This window comes from Moorena sp. SIO3I8 (genome assembly GCF_010692325.1).
GTDB lineage: Bacteria > Cyanobacteriota > Cyanobacteriia > Cyanobacteriales > Coleofasciculaceae > Moorena.
In genome coordinates this window covers 1-18,244 of the sequence record NZ_JAAHHW010000051.1, presented here as the reverse complement: position 1 = coordinate 18,244, position 18,244 = coordinate 1, and the positions used below count along the sequence as shown (strand labels likewise).

Annotated in this window: 18 protein-coding genes; 14 read left to right on the top strand and 4 right to left on the bottom strand. The window is 42.5% G+C overall.

Annotation, left to right across the window (positions count from 1 at the left end; all coding sequences use genetic code 11):
- The first annotated feature begins 457 nt into the window (after positions 1–457).
- The 8 genes from F6K51_RS19545 (at position 458) to F6K51_RS19510 (ending at position 12,401) form a co-directional block, all read left to right on the top strand.
- Positions 458–2,074 carry a lipid-A-disaccharide synthase gene (locus F6K51_RS19545; protein ID WP_293023197.1) on the top strand — a complete coding sequence of 539 codons (1,617 nt, stop codon included), beginning with the start codon at positions 458–460 and terminating at the stop codon, positions 2,072–2,074.
- Positions 2,075–2,272: 198 nt separating this feature from the next.
- Entirely contained in the window at positions 2,273–2,764 is a 492-nt protein-coding gene (locus tag F6K51_RS19540; RefSeq protein ID WP_293023143.1) for a DNA-binding protein, read from the top strand.
- Between the two features lie 383 nt (positions 2,765–3,147).
- Positions 3,148–3,381, top strand: coding sequence for a hypothetical protein (locus F6K51_RS19535; RefSeq protein ID WP_293023141.1), 234 nt, complete (start codon positions 3,148–3,150; stop codon positions 3,379–3,381).
- Positions 3,382–4,037: 656 nt separating this feature from the next.
- A complete protein-coding gene (locus F6K51_RS19530) occupies positions 4,038–6,545 on the top strand; it encodes a tetratricopeptide repeat protein (protein ID WP_293023139.1) in 2,508 nt (835 codons plus the stop codon).
- A 2-nt stretch (positions 6,546–6,547) separates the two neighbouring features.
- Positions 6,548–7,807, top strand: a complete 1,260-nt coding sequence (locus F6K51_RS19525; protein ID WP_293023137.1) for an ATP-binding protein — start codon at positions 6,548–6,550, stop codon at positions 7,805–7,807.
- 152 nt (positions 7,808–7,959) lie between these two features.
- Positions 7,960–9,282: a tetratricopeptide repeat protein gene (locus F6K51_RS19520; protein WP_293023135.1), complete on the top strand. Its 1,323-nt coding sequence runs from the start codon at positions 7,960–7,962 to the stop codon at positions 9,280–9,282.
- Between the two features lie 37 nt (positions 9,283–9,319).
- Positions 9,320–11,020, top strand: coding sequence for a TaqI-like C-terminal specificity domain-containing protein (locus F6K51_RS19515; RefSeq protein ID WP_293023133.1), 1,701 nt, complete (start codon positions 9,320–9,322; stop codon positions 11,018–11,020).
- Between the two features lie 64 nt (positions 11,021–11,084).
- Complete coding sequence (locus F6K51_RS19510; protein ID WP_293023131.1) at positions 11,085–12,401, top strand: D-arabinono-1,4-lactone oxidase; 1,317 nt, start codon at positions 11,085–11,087, stop codon at positions 12,399–12,401.
- Here F6K51_RS19510 and F6K51_RS19505 read toward each other — a convergent pair.
- The 3 genes from F6K51_RS19505 to F6K51_RS19495 all read right to left on the bottom strand — a co-directional run bounded on the left by F6K51_RS19505 (position 12,361) and on the right by F6K51_RS19495 (position 15,286).
- Positions 12,361–12,525 carry a hypothetical protein gene (locus F6K51_RS19505; protein WP_293023129.1) on the bottom strand — a complete coding sequence of 55 codons (165 nt, stop codon included), beginning with the start codon at positions 12,523–12,525 and terminating at the stop codon, positions 12,361–12,363. The genes F6K51_RS19510 and F6K51_RS19505 overlap by 41 nt on opposite strands.
- A gap of 23 nt (positions 12,526–12,548) precedes the next feature.
- Positions 12,549–13,172, bottom strand: a complete 624-nt coding sequence (locus F6K51_RS19500) for an IS607 family transposase (RefSeq protein WP_293023195.1) — start codon at positions 13,170–13,172, stop codon at positions 12,549–12,551.
- Positions 13,173–13,498: 326 nt separating this feature from the next.
- Positions 13,499–15,286, bottom strand: coding sequence for a metallophosphoesterase family protein (locus tag F6K51_RS19495; RefSeq protein WP_293023127.1), 1,788 nt, complete (start codon positions 15,284–15,286; stop codon positions 13,499–13,501).
- Between F6K51_RS19495 and F6K51_RS19490 the strand changes: the two genes are divergently transcribed.
- The 5 genes from F6K51_RS19490 to F6K51_RS19470 all read left to right on the top strand — a co-directional run bounded on the left by F6K51_RS19490 (position 15,285) and on the right by F6K51_RS19470 (position 17,588).
- Complete coding sequence (locus F6K51_RS19490) at positions 15,285–15,413, top strand: hypothetical protein (protein ID WP_293023125.1); 129 nt, start codon at positions 15,285–15,287, stop codon at positions 15,411–15,413. The two genes, F6K51_RS19495 and F6K51_RS19490, sit on opposite strands and share 2 nt — an antisense overlap.
- Positions 15,414–15,502: 89 nt before the next feature.
- Positions 15,503–16,432, top strand: coding sequence for a pentapeptide repeat-containing protein (locus tag F6K51_RS19485; protein ID WP_293023123.1), 930 nt, complete (start codon positions 15,503–15,505; stop codon positions 16,430–16,432).
- Positions 16,390–16,614 carry a hypothetical protein gene (locus F6K51_RS19480; protein WP_293023121.1) on the top strand — a complete coding sequence of 75 codons (225 nt, stop codon included), beginning with the start codon at positions 16,390–16,392 and terminating at the stop codon, positions 16,612–16,614. Before F6K51_RS19485 ends, F6K51_RS19480 begins: the two co-directional genes overlap by 43 nt.
- A 280-nt stretch (positions 16,615–16,894) precedes the next feature.
- The gene (locus F6K51_RS19475) at positions 16,895–17,371 is read left to right on the top strand and encodes a PIN domain-containing protein (RefSeq protein WP_293023118.1); all 477 of its coding nucleotides are present in this window, start codon (positions 16,895–16,897) and stop codon (positions 17,369–17,371) included.
- Complete coding sequence (locus F6K51_RS19470) at positions 17,364–17,588, top strand: hypothetical protein (RefSeq protein ID WP_293023116.1); 225 nt, start codon at positions 17,364–17,366, stop codon at positions 17,586–17,588. The genes F6K51_RS19475 and F6K51_RS19470 overlap by 8 nt, the downstream gene beginning before the upstream one ends.
- Before the next feature lie 97 nt (positions 17,589–17,685).
- On the opposite strand, the gene F6K51_RS19465 is transcribed toward F6K51_RS19470, so the two are convergent.
- Positions 17,686–17,811, bottom strand: coding sequence for a hypothetical protein (locus F6K51_RS19465; RefSeq protein ID WP_293023114.1), 126 nt, complete (start codon positions 17,809–17,811; stop codon positions 17,686–17,688).
- Positions 17,812–17,858: 47 nt separating this feature from the next.
- Between F6K51_RS19465 and F6K51_RS19460 the strand changes: the two genes are divergently transcribed.
- The gene (locus tag F6K51_RS19460) at positions 17,859–18,134 is read left to right on the top strand and encodes a hypothetical protein (protein ID WP_293023112.1); all 276 of its coding nucleotides are present in this window, start codon (positions 17,859–17,861) and stop codon (positions 18,132–18,134) included.
- Positions 18,135–18,244: the final 110 nt, after the last annotated feature.

Sequence of the window (18,244 nt, the reverse complement as noted above, 5' to 3'; positions counted from 1 at the left end):
TAAAAATTACTGATTTTTGTAAAATTACTTAACAATTACTGAAGTACTAAATCAGCTTAGCTTAAAAAAACTAAACAATAAAAATCATTGACAAAGGTAACCTTAGCTGTATATATAAGGATATTTTATCGATTTATACAACTATTACTTATGCTTCTTACTTAATCATTACTTAATATTTTGTAGTCAGCGGTCAGTGGTAAGCAGTCAGCAGTCAGCAGCGGTCAGTGGTCAGTGGTCAGCACTCAGCACTCAGCACTCAGCACTCAGCATTTGACTGAAACCTGTTCCCGTAGCGTGCGCGTAGCGCATAAGCTGATAGCTGATAACTGATAGCTGATAGCTGATAACTGATAGCTGATAGCTGATAGCTGATAGCTGATAGCTGATAGCTGATAGCAAGCCAGATAGTCATAATCAGGAGTGGGGAAGAGTGCCAGCAGCAGATATTTTAGTTATGTCCAATGGCCCAGGAGAGTTGACCACCTGGGTGCGACCAGTGGTGAAGGCATTGCGGCAAACTCTAGGGAATGACCGTTCATTACTCCGGATATCGGTAGTGCTATCTCCTTGCCCTCATGCCACGGGCAAAGAAGATGCGATCGCAAAATCCTACCCAGAAGTAGACCGGGTTCAGGCAGCAGAGGATTTTTTGCCATTCTTGTTGTGGGGCAAGACAGCGGAAAACTGGGACTGGCATCCAAAAGGGGTTGTTCTATTCCTAGGGGGAGACCAATTTTTCCCAGTAGTGATTAGTAAGCGCTTAGGGTATCGCAGTGTTGTCTATGCCGAGTGGGATGCTCGTTGGTACCGCTGGATTGACCACTTTGGCGTGATGAAACCCGATATTATCGCTCAAGTGCCTAAGAACTATGCCCACAAATTCACCATAGTGGGGGATTTAATGGCAGAGATTAGAGGGTTACAGGTTAATAAGGGGTTACAGGTTGCAGGTTCTCAGGTTAATCAGGAGTTACAGGTTACTCAGGGGTTGAAGGTTACAGGTTCTCAGATTGCAAGTTTAACGGAAGATACCCTTGAACATTCCACTGAAGTGATCGCACTATTACCGGGGTCAAAACCAGCCAAACTAGCTCAGGGAGTGCCTTTGTCTTTAGCGATCGCTGAACACATTCATAGGGCTAGACCCCAAACTCGCTTTGTGATTCCCGTTGCTCCTACCATAGATCTCAAAACATTAGCCAAATTTGCCAATCGTGATCACAATCCCATTATTAACAAGACAGGATGGTCAGAGGCACAACTTATATATAAAGTTGATAACGACTCGGTGATTAATCCAGGGTTACAGGTTAAGGGGTTACAAGTTAACGGGTTACAGGTTAACGGGTTACAAGTTAACGGGTTACAGGTTAACGGGTTACAAGTTACAGGTTCAAACTCCGATAACCTACCCTACCGGAACGCCAAAGGCGAACAACCTCCTAACCTTCAACCAGCTAACCTTCAACCAGCTAACCTTCAACCAGCTAACCTTCAACCAGCTAACCTTCAACCAGCTAACCTTCAACCAGCTAACCTTCAACCAGCTAACCTTCAACCAGCTAACCTTCAACTATTCCTTAAAACCCCCAGTGGCTTGTGTGTAGAACTCTGGGATTCCTTTCCTGCCTATGAGTTGTTATCCCAATGTTGTCTTTGCTTAACCACAGTGGGAGCGAATACCGCTGAATTGGGGTCTCTGGCCGTACCCATGATTGTGCTGTTGCCGACGCAACAGTTAGATGCGATGCGGGCTTGGGATGGCTTACCCGGTCTATTGGTCAAGTTACCAGGAGTAGGCTCTAGCCTAGCCAAAGTGATTAATTGGTTGGTGCTAGGGCAAAAGCGTCTGTTTGCATGGCCGAATATTTGGGCAAAAAGAGAAATTGTGCCAGAATTGGTAGGGAAGCTTGAGCCGCTTGAGGTTGCCCAACTTGCCCTAGACTATCTAGAGCATCCAGAGAAGTTGTCCGAAATGCGATCGCATCTCAAGAGTGTTCGGGGAAAACCAGGAGCTGCCCAAACCTTAGCTCAACTGGTTAAACAAGAACTTCAGAAAGACGTTATGTAAGGTACCTAAATCAATTCCGAAAATTTTAGTTCCCTACTCCCTACTCCCTACTCCCTACTCCCGACTCCCGATTCCCGATTCCCTACTCCCTACTCCCTACTCCCCTACTCCCTACTCCCTACTCCCCTACTCCCTACTTGAGCTTGACTTTCCCAGTTAGATGGGATTACAATACTATTCCGCAATAGTATTTTAGTTATGGTTGTCGGTACAACACAAGCTGCATCTCTGCTGGGTATATCGTCTCAGCGACTGCGGATGCTATTAAGTAAAGATCGCATCAAAGGAGCCAAAAAAGTTGGTCGGTTTTGGCAGATTCCATTATATGATGGTGTGCCAGTGGTAACCGAAGGTCGTAGGGGACCAAAAGGTACATGGAATCAGGACAAACATCTCGAAGCTACCTATATCCACGTTAATGAGCAAGCCTTAAAAAGCAATCACAAGAACCAGACATCTTTGCCAGTGTTTACTGTTAAACGGGGTGAGCGGACTCATTGCTGTCATGAGGTAGAAATCGCAGGAGCCTGCCGACTGGTTTATCGACCCAATCAAGCTGAGTCTATTAGTGATTCGGTGTGGCTCCAAGTTGAGCCTAACGTTCCAGTGACTACTAAAGTGTTTACTGGTAGTGAGAACCTCGACGATAAATTAGAAGAGTCTCAAGATAGCCTTGACGCAACAGTTTAATCAGTTAGTGAAATTAAGAGTTATTTCTCAATATAGCGTTTCTAGGACTCATGAGGTACACAGAATTGTTTGAGATCTGATGTAGGGTGGGCAGTGCTTTCTCAAGGGATGGTAAAGGTTTAAATTGGAATGGAGCACTGCCCACCAGAGGATTAATTTTATTAAAAAATAAGACAACTATCGTGTTAAAAATATCTAGGTTTTTAACAGATTTTTTGAGCTGTTACCTATTCCCTGTTCCCTATTACCTAAAAAAATAACCCAATTTTAAACCCCTATACTATTGCCCTATTTCGTAATAAAAAAAAATTCCTAAACCCCTTGACAAATGGTTAATAAGTTAATATTTTAATAATGTAAGCACTTTAAACCAATAACGATTCATGAGTACAAACTTTCCGTCAAACCCTGATGAAAATCAAAACCCTGAAAACCAAGGTCGCAAACCTAAAAAAGTCAAGCACATCTTGGTCGGTTCTCCTGAACAAGTTCGGAAAACAATTATTGCCATCTATTCTCTTAAATACGCTTATCCAGAGGAATGGAGCACTCCCGAACCTACCGGAAATCCTGGTGAGGTTATGGTGACTTTGATTCGAAATTTTTACCTAGACTAGGATAGTAATTTGCCAGGGCCACGCCCTGGCGACCAGGAATGAAGAATGAAGAATGTAGAATTAAGAATGAAGAATGAAGAATGAAGAATGAAAGTTTTTTTTGGGGAGGGGTATAAATAAGCTACCAGCCATCAGCATTCAGCCGTCAGCATTCAGCCGTCAGCTTATTTTATTCAAAAGCACTTGCGCTACCTGCATAAGCTGATAGCTGATAGCTGATAGCTGATAGCTGATAGCTGACTAACTCGGGAATAATGTACAATTAATCAGTCAGGAGTTATTTGGTTTACGTGCAGCTTAGCTGTCCTTGTTGATGTTTACACAATATAATTCGGTCAAGTATTAGGGTTAATCTGAGCTTGACCGAATTTTTTTATTGTTAAATAAGGGAGCAGGGAGTAGGGAGTAGGGAGTAGGGAAGAATAAATAAAATTTAGATGTAACTCACGGTTACTATAAAACGCTATACTTATAGAAGTTATTATAGAGTTTATCGCAGTTATGAGGTACGCTTTTCAACCTCAAAGTCTCCCTTATTAAGGGGGATTTAGGGGGATCAATTTGTACATTATGGGATATAGAATTGCTAGAATTGGTAACTTTACATAAATTGTGGATTTTCTGGAGTAGCGAATAGGGCATAGGGGTAAGTAAAAATGGACGAACAAAGAAGACAAGCATACCTCAACTTGATCCAGCAACTGCTAACTTGTGCCAGCGGTGAAGACGATCAAATTCTTGAGAGTAACCGCGAGTTAGTGGATGCAGAATTATTGCAGGTAATGGCAGTAGTAGCAGAAAAAATAGCAGCCGATGGGAACCAAAACGCTGCTGAATTTTTAGGTAGTCTCAGGAGTGAGCTTTTAGAGATAATTTCAGAATCCTCTAGTTTAGTTAATGCTTCATCCCAAGACTATCTGGAATTCTTGAAAGAGGTATTGCTAGCAACTGATAACAGCAATAGCGACCCCGAAGTAGTCTACCCACTCCTGGAAGCAAATCTAGACAAACTCGATCATAACTTTATCGATATTTTAAAAACCTGGGCAAGTGATAAATTCTTAAAAGCGGAACCAGAAATAGCAAAAGAAATCGCTAATACTATCTGGAATTTTAGCTACATTATCGACGATTTTTATCTGGGCAATAAAGCCAATAATATGGAAATCGTCATTGCTGGTTACGAACAGGTGCTAACAGTTTTCACCAAACCAGACTTCCCCCAAGATTGGGCAAACACTCAATATAACCTGGGCAATGCCTACATAAACAGAATCAATGGAGATAAAGCTGATAATTTAGAACTCGCCATAGAAGCATACCAACTAGCTTTATCCGTTTATACTAAACCAGACTTCCCCAAAAATTGGGCAAGCACTCAAAATAACCTGGGCTATGCCTACTTTTACAGAATCAATGGAGATAAAGCTGATAATTTAGAACTCGCCATAGAAGCATACCAACTAGCTTTATCCGTTTATACTAAACCAGACTTCCCCAAAAATTGGGCAAGCACTCAAAATAACCTGGGCTATGCCTACTTTTACAGAATCAATGGAGATAAAGCTGATAATCTTGAACTCGCCATAGAAGCATTCCAACTAGCTTTGTCCGTTCATACTAAACTAGACTTCCCTGAAGATTGGGCAATCACTCACTATAACCTGGGCAATGCCTACTTTGACAGAATCAATGGAGATAAAGCTGATAATCTTGAACTCGCCATAGAAGCATACCAACTAGCTTTATCCGTTTATACTAAACTAGACTTCCCTGAAAAGTGGGCAAACACTCACTATAACCTGGGCTATGCCTACAGTGACAGAATCAATGGAGACAAAGCTGATAATCTTGAACTTGCTATCGAAGCATACCAACTAGCTTTATCCGTTTATACTAAACTAGACTTCCCTGAAGATTGGGCAAGAACTCACTATAACCTGGGCAATGCCTACTTTTACAGAATCAATGGAGATAAAGCTGATAATCTTGAACTCGCCATAGAAGCATACCAACTAGCTTTATCCGTTTATACTAAACTAGACTTCCCTGAAGATTGGGCAAGAACTCACTATAACCTGGGCTATGCCTACAGTGACAGAATCAATGGAGACAAAGCTGATAATTTAGAACTCGCCATAGAAGCATACCAACTAGCTTTATCCGTTTATACTAAACCAGACTTCCCTGAAAAGTGGGCAAACACTCACTATAACCTGGGCAATGCCTACTTTTACAGAATCAATGGAGATAAAGCTGATAATCTTGAACTCGCCATAGAAGCATACCAACTAGCTTTATCCGTTTATACTAAACCAGACTTCCCTGAAAAGTGGGCAAACACTCACTATAACCTGGGCAATGCCTACTTTTACAGAATCAATGGAGATAAAGCTGATAATCTTGAACTCGCCATAGAAGCATACCAATTAGCATTGTCCGTTTATACCAAAGAAGACTTCCCCGAAGCTTGGGCAATTACTCAAATCATCCTGGGCTATGCCTACAGTAAGAGAATCCGTGGAGATAAAGCTGATAATCTTGAACTTGCTATAGAAGCATACCAACTAGCATTGTCCGTTTATACCAAACCAGACTTCCCCCAAGCTTGGGCAATTACTCAAAATAACCTGGGCAATACCTACAGTAATAGAATACTAGGAAATAGTGCAGAGAATCTGGAAAAAGCGATCGCATCCTATCAAAATGCTTCAGAGTTCTACATCCGTGAAGCGTTTCCCGAATATTGGGCAGACGTTCAACGTAATATTGGTAAACTGCTGGTTCAGCAAGGAAGCTGGTATGATGGATTATCCCGCTTAGAGCAAAGCCTCCCGATCTATAGTCACACCGAAAACCTAGAAGCCCTTGCCGATTCAGTATACCACATTGCCCGCACCCATCATTTAATCATGAACCTAGACAAAGCCCGGATGAATTACCGGGACGCTCTCCGCATCTACAATCATCTCAATAATCAACCAGGAATCGCTATCTGCAAAACGGGATTAGGCATGCTGATGATTTCCATTGGCTTTATCGACGATGCCAGACAAGAACTAACCCAAGCTTATGAAATTTGTCATACAATTAAGGATAAGCAAGGAATTGATAATATTCAACAACTGCTCCAAGTAATTAACAAAATAAAAACCAAGCCATAGCCATGAGTGAAGCCGATAAACTTTGGGATGAAAACAACGAAATTTTGACTAGCTGGAATCTTGAAGAAATTCCTTTTTCTGAAAGTGCTTCTAGCTTGAGGTCAAACCTAGATAAAGTTTTTACAGGTCGCACCCAGGAGTTAAAGCAGATATTTAATTTGTTGCGGGGTCGCGAACGGAAGCGGATATTAGTCTACGGTTCCGTTGGTATTGGTAAAACAGCATTTATTTTAGAAGTATTGAGCGTCTTACAACGAAAAAGTGAAGATACTCTCGCTACCTATATTAGTCTACCCTTTGAAACTGATTTAGCAACCGCTGCTTTGATTGCCCTAGCCCGACATATGCCAGAGGATGAGTGGGCGCAACAACTGTTAAACACCATGGGATTGATGAGTGAATCGACTCGCAAAACCAAAACCAAGTTTGATGCCAAATTCGCCGGGTTTGGGGGAAGTATTGAAACGGAAGCTAAACCGGTTAATGCCCCAAAGTTTCCCACTCTCACCTTTCAAGACTTATTGGAAAGGGCGCTAGAAACCTATAGTCGTGTGGTGATTGCTATCGATGATTTAGATAAACAAGACCCAGCTAAGGTGCGTCAACTATTGCACAATGCTCAAGGCATGCTCAAAGGTGATGCTTGGTTTATTTTGACTGGGCATCCTTCCGGGTTGACTCGGGATTTGTTGATCTCCGAACGAGGGTTATTTGATTTAGCATTAGAGATTAAAGCATTAGACCAATCCACCACGTATCAAATGTTAATTAACTATCTCGCTAGCGCCCGGATTAGAGAAACTAGCAAAGACGAAACTAATCCTGATGCGGTCCATCCCTTCACTCTAGAAACTGCTAGAAATCTGTGCGCACATTCCCAGGGGATACCCCGTTGGTTTAATCGCATTGCTAATTATGTATTACTCAAAGCAGCGGATTTACAAGCAGAAAAGATTACACCAGAGGTATTTCAGCAAGGTTTAGAGTATGTCAGTCAGAAACTGCGCGGTCAGTCAGAATTAACTCCTGAAGATTACTATGTCCTTGACTTAGTTTTAGAAAAAGGAGTGCTATCCGATGAAAACGTAACCATGGATGACCTCAAGCGTATTAAAACTCAACAGTTCAGTCAAGTTTTACCGATTTTAGATAAATTAATCCAATTTGATTTAGTGCGTCGTTTACCTACGGATAAAGCAGCGGAATATCAAGGGAATCCCATACTTTTGCCTCCGTCAGAGCAGTCAGATGAAGAAGAATGAAGAATTAAGAATTAAGAATTAAGAATGAAGAATTTATAATTAAGAGGGAATAGGGAGGTAAGCTGATAGCTGTTCGCGTAGCGTGCGCGTAGCGCATTGGCTCATGGCTGTTCGCGTAGCGTGCGCGTAGCGCATTAGCTGAATAACTAAAAATGAACCAACAAAGAAGACAACAATACCTCAAATTGCTCCACCAGCTCCTAACTTGTCCCAAGGGTAAAGAAATCAAAATTATTAATAGCAACCGCGAGTTAGTGGATGCAGATTTATTGCAGGTAATGGCACAATCAGCCGAATATCTGACAGCAAAGGGTCAGCAAAATGCTGCTGACTTTTTACGGCGGATCAGGAGTAAGCTTTTAAAGGGTCTGGAAAGTTCAGAAACCCTTACTTCAGCTAAGGCTTCATCGGAAGAGTATCAGCAATTTTTAGACGAGGTATTGCTAGCAACTAACAACAGCAAAGGTGACGGCGAAGTTGTCTACCAACTTCTGGAAGAAAACTTAGATAAACTCGATCATAACTTTATCAATATCCTGCAAACCTGGGCAAGTGCTAAACTCTCAGAAGCGGAACCAGAAATAGCAAAAGATATCGCTAATACTATCTGGGAATTCAGCACTATGATCAGCGATTTTCCACTGGGTAATCCAGCCAACAACAGGGAAATCGCTATTGCCGGTTACCAAACGATGCTAACGTTTTTTACTAATCATAGTAACCCAGAAATTTGGGCAGCTATTCAAAACAACCTGGGCAATGCCTACTGTGACAGAATCCGTGGCAATCGGGCTAATAATCTCGAAAAAGCCATAGATGCATACCAAATAGCCTTGGAGGTTTATACCAAATCAGACTTCCCCGAAGATTGGGCAAGTACTCAAAACAACCTGGGCATAGCTTACTGTGAAAGAATCCGTGGAGACCGGGCTGATAATCTCGAAATTGCTATTAAAGCATTCCAACTAGCCTTGGAAGTTCGCACCAAACCAGACTTCCCCATTGATTGGGCGATCACTCACTATAACCTGGGCAATGCCTACTGTGAAAGAATCCGTGGAGACCGGGCTGATAATCTCGAAATTGCCATAGAAGCATACCAACTAGCATTGGACGTTCGCACCAAACCAGATTTCCCCGAAGATTGGGCAAGTACTCACAACAACCTGGGCATAGCCTACAGTGACAGAATCCGTGGAGACCGGGCTGATAATCTCGAAATTGCTATTGCCCAATACCAACTAGCTTTGGAGGTTTATACCAAACGAGACTTCCCCGAAGAGTGGGCAAGGACCCTATATAACCTAGGTAATGCTTACAGCAACAGAATAGTAGGAGAGACTACAGACAATTTGGAAAATGCGATCGCATGCTATGAAAATGCCTCAGAAATCTTTACCCGTGACTACTTTCCCGAAGATTGGGAAAACCTTCAACGTCATATTGCTAAACTACTGATTCAGCTAAGAAACTAATATACCTTAAAATACCAGAAGTCATGGTCCGGTCACAATGGAACAGCAACTAACCTTGCCATTATTTGATTTTTCTTCTGCTGTCAGAAGCTTTGCAGCAAAGAGTAGTGAAGAACGAGGAGCAATTTTTACCCGACGTGAGGTTGTAGAGTTCATTCTTGACCTGACAGGTTATACCGTAGATCGCCCTTTGCCAGACTATCGGATACTTGAACCCTCGATTGGTGATGGTGACTTTCTTGTTCCGATTGTAGAGCGACTGTTAACTGCTTATGCTGCTCATGATTCTAATCAAATCAGACTAGTTGATAGTCTCCACAATTCTATTCGTGCAGTTGAGATCAATCCTCAAAGCTTTGAAAATACCAGAATTAAACTTTTAAGGTTGCTCCAGTACCATGGAATTAATAAAGATGACGCCTATCAATTGCTAACAGCCTGGCTGATTCAAGGGGACTTCCTACTTGTAGATTTACCAGGCTCATTTACTCATGCAGTTGGCAATCCGCCTTATGTTCGGCAAGAGCTGATTCCGGATATTCTCTTGGCCGAGTATCGAGCCAGATATAACACTATATATGATCGAGCAGATTTATATGTCCCTTTTATTGAACGGGCCCTATGTAGTCTGGAACCTGGAGGAGTTTTAGGTTTTATTTGTGCCAATCAATGGCTAAAGAATAAATACGGTAAGCTACTACGAGCAATGGTTTCTGATCATTATCATCTTGCTTACTATATTGATATGGTCGATACTCAAGCGTTTCGCACTGAAGTTAGTGCTTATCCTGGGATTACAGTCATCAAGTGCCAAAAGTCCGAAGTTGTTCGAGTTGCTCATCGACCATTAGTTGAATACAACACACTTAAGAAACTAGCACAAAATTTTTGTGCTGACTCTATTTGTCCGGAAAGTGGTATCATCGAGCTTACGGGTGTAACAAATGGTTCAAAACCATGGATTCTAGATTCTGTTGAAGAACTTATGGTAGTTCGTCGCCTGGAAGAAGACTTTCCTAGTTTAGAAGAGGTTGGTTGTAAGGTAGGCATTGGTGTAGCAACCGGAGCAGATAAAGTTTACATTAGACCCTTTGAAAAACTGGAGGTTGAACCCGATAGAAAATTGCCTTTAGTCAAGACACAAGATATTAAAACTGGTATTATCAAGTGGGGTGGCCTTGGTGTTGTAAACCCATTTCACGACAATGGTTCTTTAGTTGAACTTGAAAATTATCCCAAGCTGGCAAGTTACCTTGCCCAACATTCCGATAGAATTTTGAAACGGAACTGTGCCAAGAAAAATCCCAAAAATTGGTACAGAACAATTGATAGAATTTATCCTAGCCTGACCACTTACCCTAAACTGCTAATTCCTGATATTAAATCCAAGGCACATATCGTCTATGAAGATGGAAAATTTTACCCTCATCATAACCTTTATTTCATTACTTCACAAGAGTGGGACTTAAAGGCACTTCAAACAGTTCTCAAATCAGGTATAGCTAAACTATTTGTATCTATTTACTCAACTCAGCTCAGGGGAGGCTATCTTCGCTTTCAAGCACAATACTTGCGGCGAATCAGACTTCCTCAGTGGCAAAGTATTTCAGAGAATCTTCAAAGAATGCTAATAGAAGCAGCAAACACAAGAGATATTAACCTTGGAAACTATGCAGTGTCTGAAATTTATGGATTGACACCAAAGGAGCGAGCTGTGATTAGAGATAACGAGATCTAAATAAGCAATGAGTATTCTATGCTAAAATATAGAATAACCATTACAATATTTTTCATAAATTAATATGTCAGTTACTTGGTCAAATTGGAGGGGTAATGTTTCTTGCAACCCCAAAAGTATTGTCGAGCCGTCTTCTAACGAAGATCTCAAGAAAGTTCTTGCCATGGCTCGAACCGAAAGGATGAAAGTTAAGGTGGTTGGTTCGGGGCACTCATGGTCAGAAGCTGCATGCACCGATGGTGTTCTGGTATCCTTGAAGCGACTAAACCGGGTAATCGAGCTAGACCGAGAACGGGGGACCGTTACTGTCGAGCCAGGAATAACACTAAACAGCTTGAATCAATACCTAGACCAACACGGAATGGCCTTGGAAAACCTGGGAGCAATCACCAAGCAGACTATTTCTGGTGCAATAGCAATGGCTACCCATGGAACAGGAGACAAAAACGGCTCACTGGCCAGTGCAGTGGTCGAGCTGGAGCTAATGAAAGCATCCGGGGAAGTTGTCCGCTACCAACAAGATAATCCAACATTTTATGGAGTATGTGTCAACTTGGGTGCCCTTGGTATTATTACTAGATTAACCCTTCGTTGTGTCCCGACATTCTTCTTGCGAGATATTCAACAACCTATGTTGACCGACCTGATAAGAAAAGAAATAGACACACTAGTCAAAGAAAACGATCATTTCCAATTCTTTGAATTTCCCCACACCTCACGCTCCTATTCCTTTAAGTTTAATAAAATGGATGAGCCAGTTGCGCCCATGCCATTCTGGAGACAATTCCTAGACAACCTATCTAGAACTATATCTAGATCCGGCAGTGGAATCGGTGACTGGATTACCAGGAGTTTTCCTGCTCTAATTCCTCTCATCTTTAGAGTAGCTTTTATGACTAATCTACGGGGATTAAACCGTTGGGATAAGAGCTTTAATATCCTCGCCTTTGAGAATATTAATTTCACATATTCCGAGTTAGAGTATGCCATACCAAGGTCAGCTGCAATCAAAGCTCTGGAGCAAATTCACCAGATGATAGAAAACCAGGGATTTAGGATAAACCTACCCATATCAGTTCGATTTGCTAGTTCTGAAGAGCATTGGTTAAGCCCACTGTATCAAAGAGAATCGGTATATATTAGCCTTAACTTATCAGGGTCAGATTTTAAGGTGATTGAAAACTATCACCGGGAAGCCGAAAAGATATTATTAGAGTATGGTGGCCGTCCCAACTGGGGCAAGCACTTTTATTCCAATCGGGAATATCTGCGCTCACAATACCCACGTTGGGATGACTTCGCTCTACTTATGAAAGAATTTGATCCTGATCGACTTTTTTCTAACCCCTTCCTCGACCGCCTCTTCCCTTTTGATGTATAATTGGCTCAAATCGGTTGGGAGTTGGTTTCACAGCCGGGGTTTCTTCCATACTCTCTAATATCATCTCGGGATAATTACCCTTAATAAAAACCTCCCCCATCTCCCCATCTCCCCATCTCCCCATCCTGCCCTCTATCCACCTACTCCTTACTCTAATTCCCTTACCACTTGAGTCATTCCATCAAGTAATTTTTGATTTTTTTTGCTCCTAGCGCCATAGAGACGGGCGGAAAAGACTGTGATCAATTCCATCATGTCTTGGGTTAATTCGTCTTCAAAACTAACTCCCTCTGGGGATTTATTAATGATAACGACTTCTGTGCCAAACTCTTCACAAATGGTAAAGATTAATTCTGCTCCAAATCTCAGCAATCTATCCTTGTGAGTAATCACTAACCGTTCAACATCCCCTGTCATAATTTTTCTGAGTAATTTATTCAATCCTTTTTTGTGATAATTTAAACCACCCCCAAAATCAGAAATAGTCTCGTATTGCCAACCATTAGCAGCGCTAAAATTTTCTAATAATTGAATTTGACTCCTCAGGTCTTTTTGTCGCTCATCACTGGAAACTCTGGCATAGTTGATTGTCAATCTGTGGGTTAATGGCTGAGGATTTCTTGGTGTTATATGTTTGATATCTTTAAGATAAAATCGTCGTTGTCCAGTAGGTGAACGTTGATATCTGATTTTGCCCGCATCAGCCCACCGTCTTAGGGTTTTGGTAGAGACTCCTAGCTGTTTAGCTGCCTCCCCAATGCTTAATGTCATCTCAGAATGACTTTCCATATCAATGCTAGATCTCATGACTCCACTCTCTAGTATTACTCATTTTGTAAGTAATGTCCAAGGGTGTCTATTTTTTATAGAGAAGCAAGCTAGCAACAGGCAACAGGCAACAGGCATGCTAGCAAGAGGCAAGAGGCAACAGGCAACAGGCATGCTAGCAATAGGCATGCTAGCAAGAGTAGCCAATATATTATTCTATAATAGAATTTTAGGATAATTACCCTTCATCAAAAATCTCCCCATCTCCCCATCTCCCCATCTCCCCATCTCCCCATCTCCCCATCTCCCCATCTCCCCATCTCCCGACCCTAATCCCTTAGCCTTAACTGAAACTGATCGAATTTAATCACATCTGAATTAGGCGATCGCGTATCAAAGCGATAGCTAGTTACTATACCGGTGCCAGTATCCAAGATACTAAACACAGTCACATCATTACTGGCGATATAAGGCAAGGGCTGGTTATTCTCTCCTAACAATGGCTCTATGGTTGGCATCACTGGCTCTAATCCATTGGGGTCTCCAGTAGCGGAATAGTTTTCTTTATAGCCAGTTGGTACTGGGCGCTTATTCTCACCAACATGAGCGCCATAACTATTCCCCACATTGGAGGATTCTAAAAAATGCATGCCATTACCATCAACAAAGCGATTCCATAGATGGGAATGGCCATAATACACCAACTGCACACCAGCAGCTTCTAACAATGGCACCACATCCTGAATGATGTAATCCTTGTCTTTGGGGTACTCATAACGCACTGCTGTCACCTTACCCGCCCGATCCCGCTCAATGATCTGCACTGGGTTAGTATAAGCTGGGACAATATTCCCCCCTAGGCTATGGGGAGGATGGTGAAACATCACAATTTTATACTTGGCTTGTTGGAACTCAGTGCTATTGAGTTCTGCCTGGAGCCATTGGTACTGGGGACTCCCTTTACTCACCGGTTCAAAGATATGTTGTCCGTATCCCCAAGCGATGGGATTGTCTAAATCTTGTTCCCGTTCTTGATACCTACCTTTGGCATTAGGGCTTAAGCTAGGTGTCCGCCAAATATTAGTAATGTACAACACCACTAAGCGAATATCACCAAAGGTTACGGCATAATAAGGTTGGCCATTAGGTAGGTAAAAAATCTCGTTATAAGTGTCAGTATTATATGTATTATTTTTTAGCCAAGCTTGGTAATAATTAGGGTCATTATCTGGATTTAACTGTTCAGCTTTTTGCTGATAGATGGCTTGTGCTGCAGCGCGAGTAAAAGGGTCATTGAATTGGCTATTCAAATCCTTTTCCATAGAAAAACGCCCCATCACTTCATGATTGCCAACTACAGTAAATATCGGGGCATTTTGAATAATTTCACCACCATGGTAGGTAGTTTTAACCCCATTCTTTTCCAATTGGTAATTGGCTCGACCCTGAAGACAGGGGAAAAAGGCACCACCCCGGTTATCATCAAACCATTCCGAAGCCCGGTCAGGAATATTAACTAAATCACCAACATAGAACACCCCATCAATTTGGCCTACAGTTTCTACCACCTTCTGGAGATTAGCTGCTGTCATCGGCATTAGTTGATGGTCAGAGGTCAGAAGAATTTTCTGGGGTGTCTGAGGGTTTGGTAGAGCACTGAGGCTAAAGAGTTTGCTCGTGAAAACTTGCCCATTGTCCTTGACACTGCTGACTTGATAGGGAACACGAACACCAGGAGTCAGTCCAGTTACGATCGCTTCATGACGCCAAATATCCCGCATAATTGGGTTCTGGTAGAGTTGGGCGTCTTCGGTCTGCTTGCCTACTCGGGATTTTTGGTCTTCCCGAGTGCGACTGAGTTTAGTAGTAGTAGCAGTGGCCTTACGGCAAGAAGTCGTGCCGTAGGTAACGGTGTGGTGGGAGCCAGGAAATTCGGTAAACCAAACCACTCGCACGGAATCTTCTGTAGGAAATTGCAAGAATGGGTCAGTCAGTAATTCGTAAGCGGATGTCATGGCTGGCTGCTGGGTAATTTGCTTGATAGTTGGAACAAGGACAATTACACCAATCACTATAGCTGCCATGAGGATAAAGCGACTGATAGAAAACTTGACCATGAAAGCTATAGGGCAGGGAATGGGGAATCGGGAATCGGGACCCACCCCGAACGGGGTGGGTTCCGATTCCCGATTCCCTAATACTTTGACTGCTCCTATGCCTCAAACGCTCAATGTATTTATGTAAAAGATTATTGCTGTAATCACATATTGTGTGAAAATAAAGTTAGATTAGATACAAAACGAACTGACTACAGGTTTTGTATAAGCAATACTATGACATTATTAACTACTAATCAAGTTCTTAAACAACTTAAGCAAGGACTGTCGTTACAGAAAGCCGAGCTGAGTCATATTGATTTACAGGGCTTGAATCTAGATAAGGCTGACTTTGCCCATGCCTACCTACGTAATGCCAATCTCTCAGGAGCGTCTTGTCAAGAGACAGACTTTAATCAAGCCAATCTCAGCTGGGCCAAGCTATCCGGGGCCACTCTGGTTTATGCCCAACTCTCAGAAGCTAAACTGACTCGTGCTGGTTTGGAGGAGGCGAATCTCCGAGGGGCTTGGGCAGCAAAAGCTAAGCTGTGTGGAGCAAGACTAGATGGGGTTGAGGCGTCCTTAGCTCAGCTGCAAAAGGCTGATTTGAGAGAAGCAACTGGCAAAGGGATAACCTTTATCAATGCCAATCTCAAGATGGCCAATTTAGGAGCTGTGAATTTCCCTGAGGCTAATTTCAGTGGAGCAAGTCTTGATCTAGCTAGCTTAGAAGCGGCTAAGTTAATGGATACTAAGTGGCTTGGTGCTGATTTGGAACGAGCCAACTTAAGCCGTGCTAGTTTAGTCAGAGCAGATTTAACCTCTGCTAATTTGATTGTTGCTAATCTCAGAGCTGCTGATTTGACCGAGGTAATTTTGCGTGGTGCTCAGTTGCTGGAGTCAAGTTTGGAAAATGCCTTATTAAAGGATGTTGATTTAACTGAAGCGTCTTTATTTTCTGCAAATTTAGAAGGGGCTCGCTTATCTAAGGTTAATCTTAAAAATTCTGATTTACAGTACGCTAATTTGGAGAATACTATTTGGAATGGTGTTGATTTCTCTAACTGTGAGGTAGCAGGTGCAGTGTTTACCGATGCTAAAGGCTTAAGTGCTCAACAGTGCCAATGGCTGAAGGAAAATGGGGCGTTGAATGTTCCTTTTGGGTAACAGCAACCATTACCTATGCGCTACGCGCACGCTACGCGAACAGCTATCAGGGGTCAGGGGTCAGCCGTCAGGGGTCAGCTTTCAGCTTATTTTATTCAAAAGCACCGATTGCGCTACGCGCACGCTGCGCGAACAGTAGCTTGACTACAGACCCAGATAGCCTGACGGGGCTGAGGGGGTGACAACGTTGTCACCCCCTCAGACATATCCCTAGTTCTTTAGGTCTGGGTGAAAATTAAAAAATGTGCTATAAGTCAATAGTTTTATAGCCTTTTTCCTAGCTATGAGGTACACAGGATTTTTTCCATCTTCCGACTTCCCTCTTCTTTCTTACCTACTCCCTGCTCCGTTCGCGTAGCGTGGCCTACGGCCTCAGTCCCTGCTCCCTAAAACCCAAGAATTTGTACCTTACCCAATTGCAAACTGCTATAACCATACCAATCAAAAACCTCTGTTTACTAGATGAGTGAAAGCTATAGAATTTATTTAGATGCTTGCTGTCTCAATCGCCCATTTGATGACCAAACTCAGTCTCGTATTGCCTTAGAAACCCAAGCTATTCTAACGATTTTAAGCCAATGTCAATCAGGACAATGGAAGCTGATTAGCAGCACAGTTTTAGATGCAGAACTCGCTCAAATGCCAAATCTCGAAAAACTAAAAAACGTCAAATCCATTTTGGCGATCGCTAAAATCAAAGTAGTGAGTAGCAAATTCATAGAGGAGCGAACTGTAGAACTTGCTAAATTAGGATTTTCTGGCTATGATGCTGCCCACCTTGCCAGTGCTGAACGTAGTCGTGCAGACATATTTTTGTCTACAGATGACCGACTTATTAACAAAGCTCAACGAAATATTAGGGCAATCAATGTAGCTGTTGATAATCCTGTGCGTTGGCTAATAGAATCTACACAAATGGAGAATAACGATCATGATTAAACCCCAACAGGAAATTATCAAACAAGGATATCAAGCCTTAGTTGATGCTTTGGGAATTGTTGATGCAATTCGGTTTATTCAATATTTTAACTGGGGTCAAGGTGATTATACCCAAGAACGCCATCAGTGGCTAAAGCAAAAGCCATTAAACGAGATTATAAACTCAATCAAGCAACAACAATATGACAGCAATCAGTATGATGAAATTATTAAATAATAAGGGGTCTTCAGTTTCTTGGTGCTCCCTGCCAAAAATCTTATCTACTGGTCTGACAAACCTGCGGAATATGGGTTACTACTAGCTTTTACTGCTCTTATCCTGATTGATCGTAACCGTTGCGGAAGCCTAACCGTTGCGAAAGCCTAACTGTTAAACAACCATGCGATCGCTTAGCGTCGGCTGTGGCCGTAGGCCACGCTGCGCGAACGCCTAATCCCATCGACTACTACTCGCTGTTGATGCGGTGCTCTTGATTGATGGTAACCGTTGCGTCAACCTAACCGTTGCGGAAGCCTAACCCTCACAGCAAGTTTGGCCAGGGCAATGGTAAATGCCCTGGGTGGGGTGACCGTAGCCATGTCGGGAAACTATGCCTTGGCCGATCATATTGTTCCGGATCAGACCTTGGGTTCAGAAGGGTCTGTAGTTATACCTAATACCACTGTCCGAGGAGAAATAGCAGATAAGATCGAAGGTGGCGCAACACGTGGTGATAAACTATTCCACAGTTTTCAGGAATTTAATGTGTGCGGCTCGTTCTAGCTAGGAGCCTCCCGTAGTAGGGAGGGGTATAAGCTAGGGGCGCGAGGAATAAACCTCAAACCTAACTGTCTGATTGGATGGTGGTGCAAACCCAACCCCATGAGAAGATA

Excerpts from the sequence above, each read along its gene's own strand:
- F6K51_RS19545 (WP_293023197.1), top strand. The coding sequence starts at position 458 with ATGTCCAATGGCCCAGGAGAGTTGACCACCTGGGTGCGACCAGTGGTG.
- F6K51_RS19540 (WP_293023143.1), top strand. The coding sequence starts at position 2,273 with ATGGTTGTCGGTACAACACAAGCTGCATCTCTGCTGGGTATATCGTCT.
- F6K51_RS19535 (WP_293023141.1), top strand. The coding sequence starts at position 3,148 with ATGAGTACAAACTTTCCGTCAAACCCTGATGAAAATCAAAACCCTGAA.
- F6K51_RS19530 (WP_293023139.1), top strand. The coding sequence starts at position 4,038 with ATGGACGAACAAAGAAGACAAGCATACCTCAACTTGATCCAGCAACTG.
- F6K51_RS19525 (WP_293023137.1), top strand. The coding sequence starts at position 6,548 with ATGAGTGAAGCCGATAAACTTTGGGATGAAAACAACGAAATTTTGACT.
- F6K51_RS19520 (WP_293023135.1), top strand. The coding sequence starts at position 7,960 with ATGAACCAACAAAGAAGACAACAATACCTCAAATTGCTCCACCAGCTC.
- F6K51_RS19515 (WP_293023133.1), top strand. The coding sequence starts at position 9,320 with ATGGAACAGCAACTAACCTTGCCATTATTTGATTTTTCTTCTGCTGTC.
- F6K51_RS19510 (WP_293023131.1), top strand. The coding sequence starts at position 11,085 with ATGTCAGTTACTTGGTCAAATTGGAGGGGTAATGTTTCTTGCAACCCC.
- F6K51_RS19505 (WP_293023129.1), bottom strand. The coding sequence starts at position 12,525 with ATGGGGAGATGGGGAGATGGGGAGATGGGGGAGGTTTTTATTAAGGGT.
- F6K51_RS19500 (WP_293023195.1), bottom strand. The coding sequence starts at position 13,172 with ATGACATTAAGCATTGGGGAGGCAGCTAAACAGCTAGGAGTCTCTACC.
- F6K51_RS19490 (WP_293023125.1), top strand. The coding sequence starts at position 15,285 with ATGAAAGCTATAGGGCAGGGAATGGGGAATCGGGAATCGGGACCCACC.
- F6K51_RS19495 (WP_293023127.1), bottom strand. The coding sequence starts at position 15,286 with ATGGTCAAGTTTTCTATCAGTCGCTTTATCCTCATGGCAGCTATAGTG.
- F6K51_RS19485 (WP_293023123.1), top strand. The coding sequence starts at position 15,503 with ATGACATTATTAACTACTAATCAAGTTCTTAAACAACTTAAGCAAGGA.
- F6K51_RS19480 (WP_293023121.1), top strand. The coding sequence starts at position 16,390 with ATGGCTGAAGGAAAATGGGGCGTTGAATGTTCCTTTTGGGTAACAGCA.
- F6K51_RS19475 (WP_293023118.1), top strand. The coding sequence starts at position 16,895 with ATGAGTGAAAGCTATAGAATTTATTTAGATGCTTGCTGTCTCAATCGC.
- F6K51_RS19470 (WP_293023116.1), top strand. The coding sequence starts at position 17,364 with ATGATTAAACCCCAACAGGAAATTATCAAACAAGGATATCAAGCCTTA.
- F6K51_RS19465 (WP_293023114.1), bottom strand. The coding sequence starts at position 17,811 with ATGGGATTAGGCGTTCGCGCAGCGTGGCCTACGGCCACAGCCGACGCT.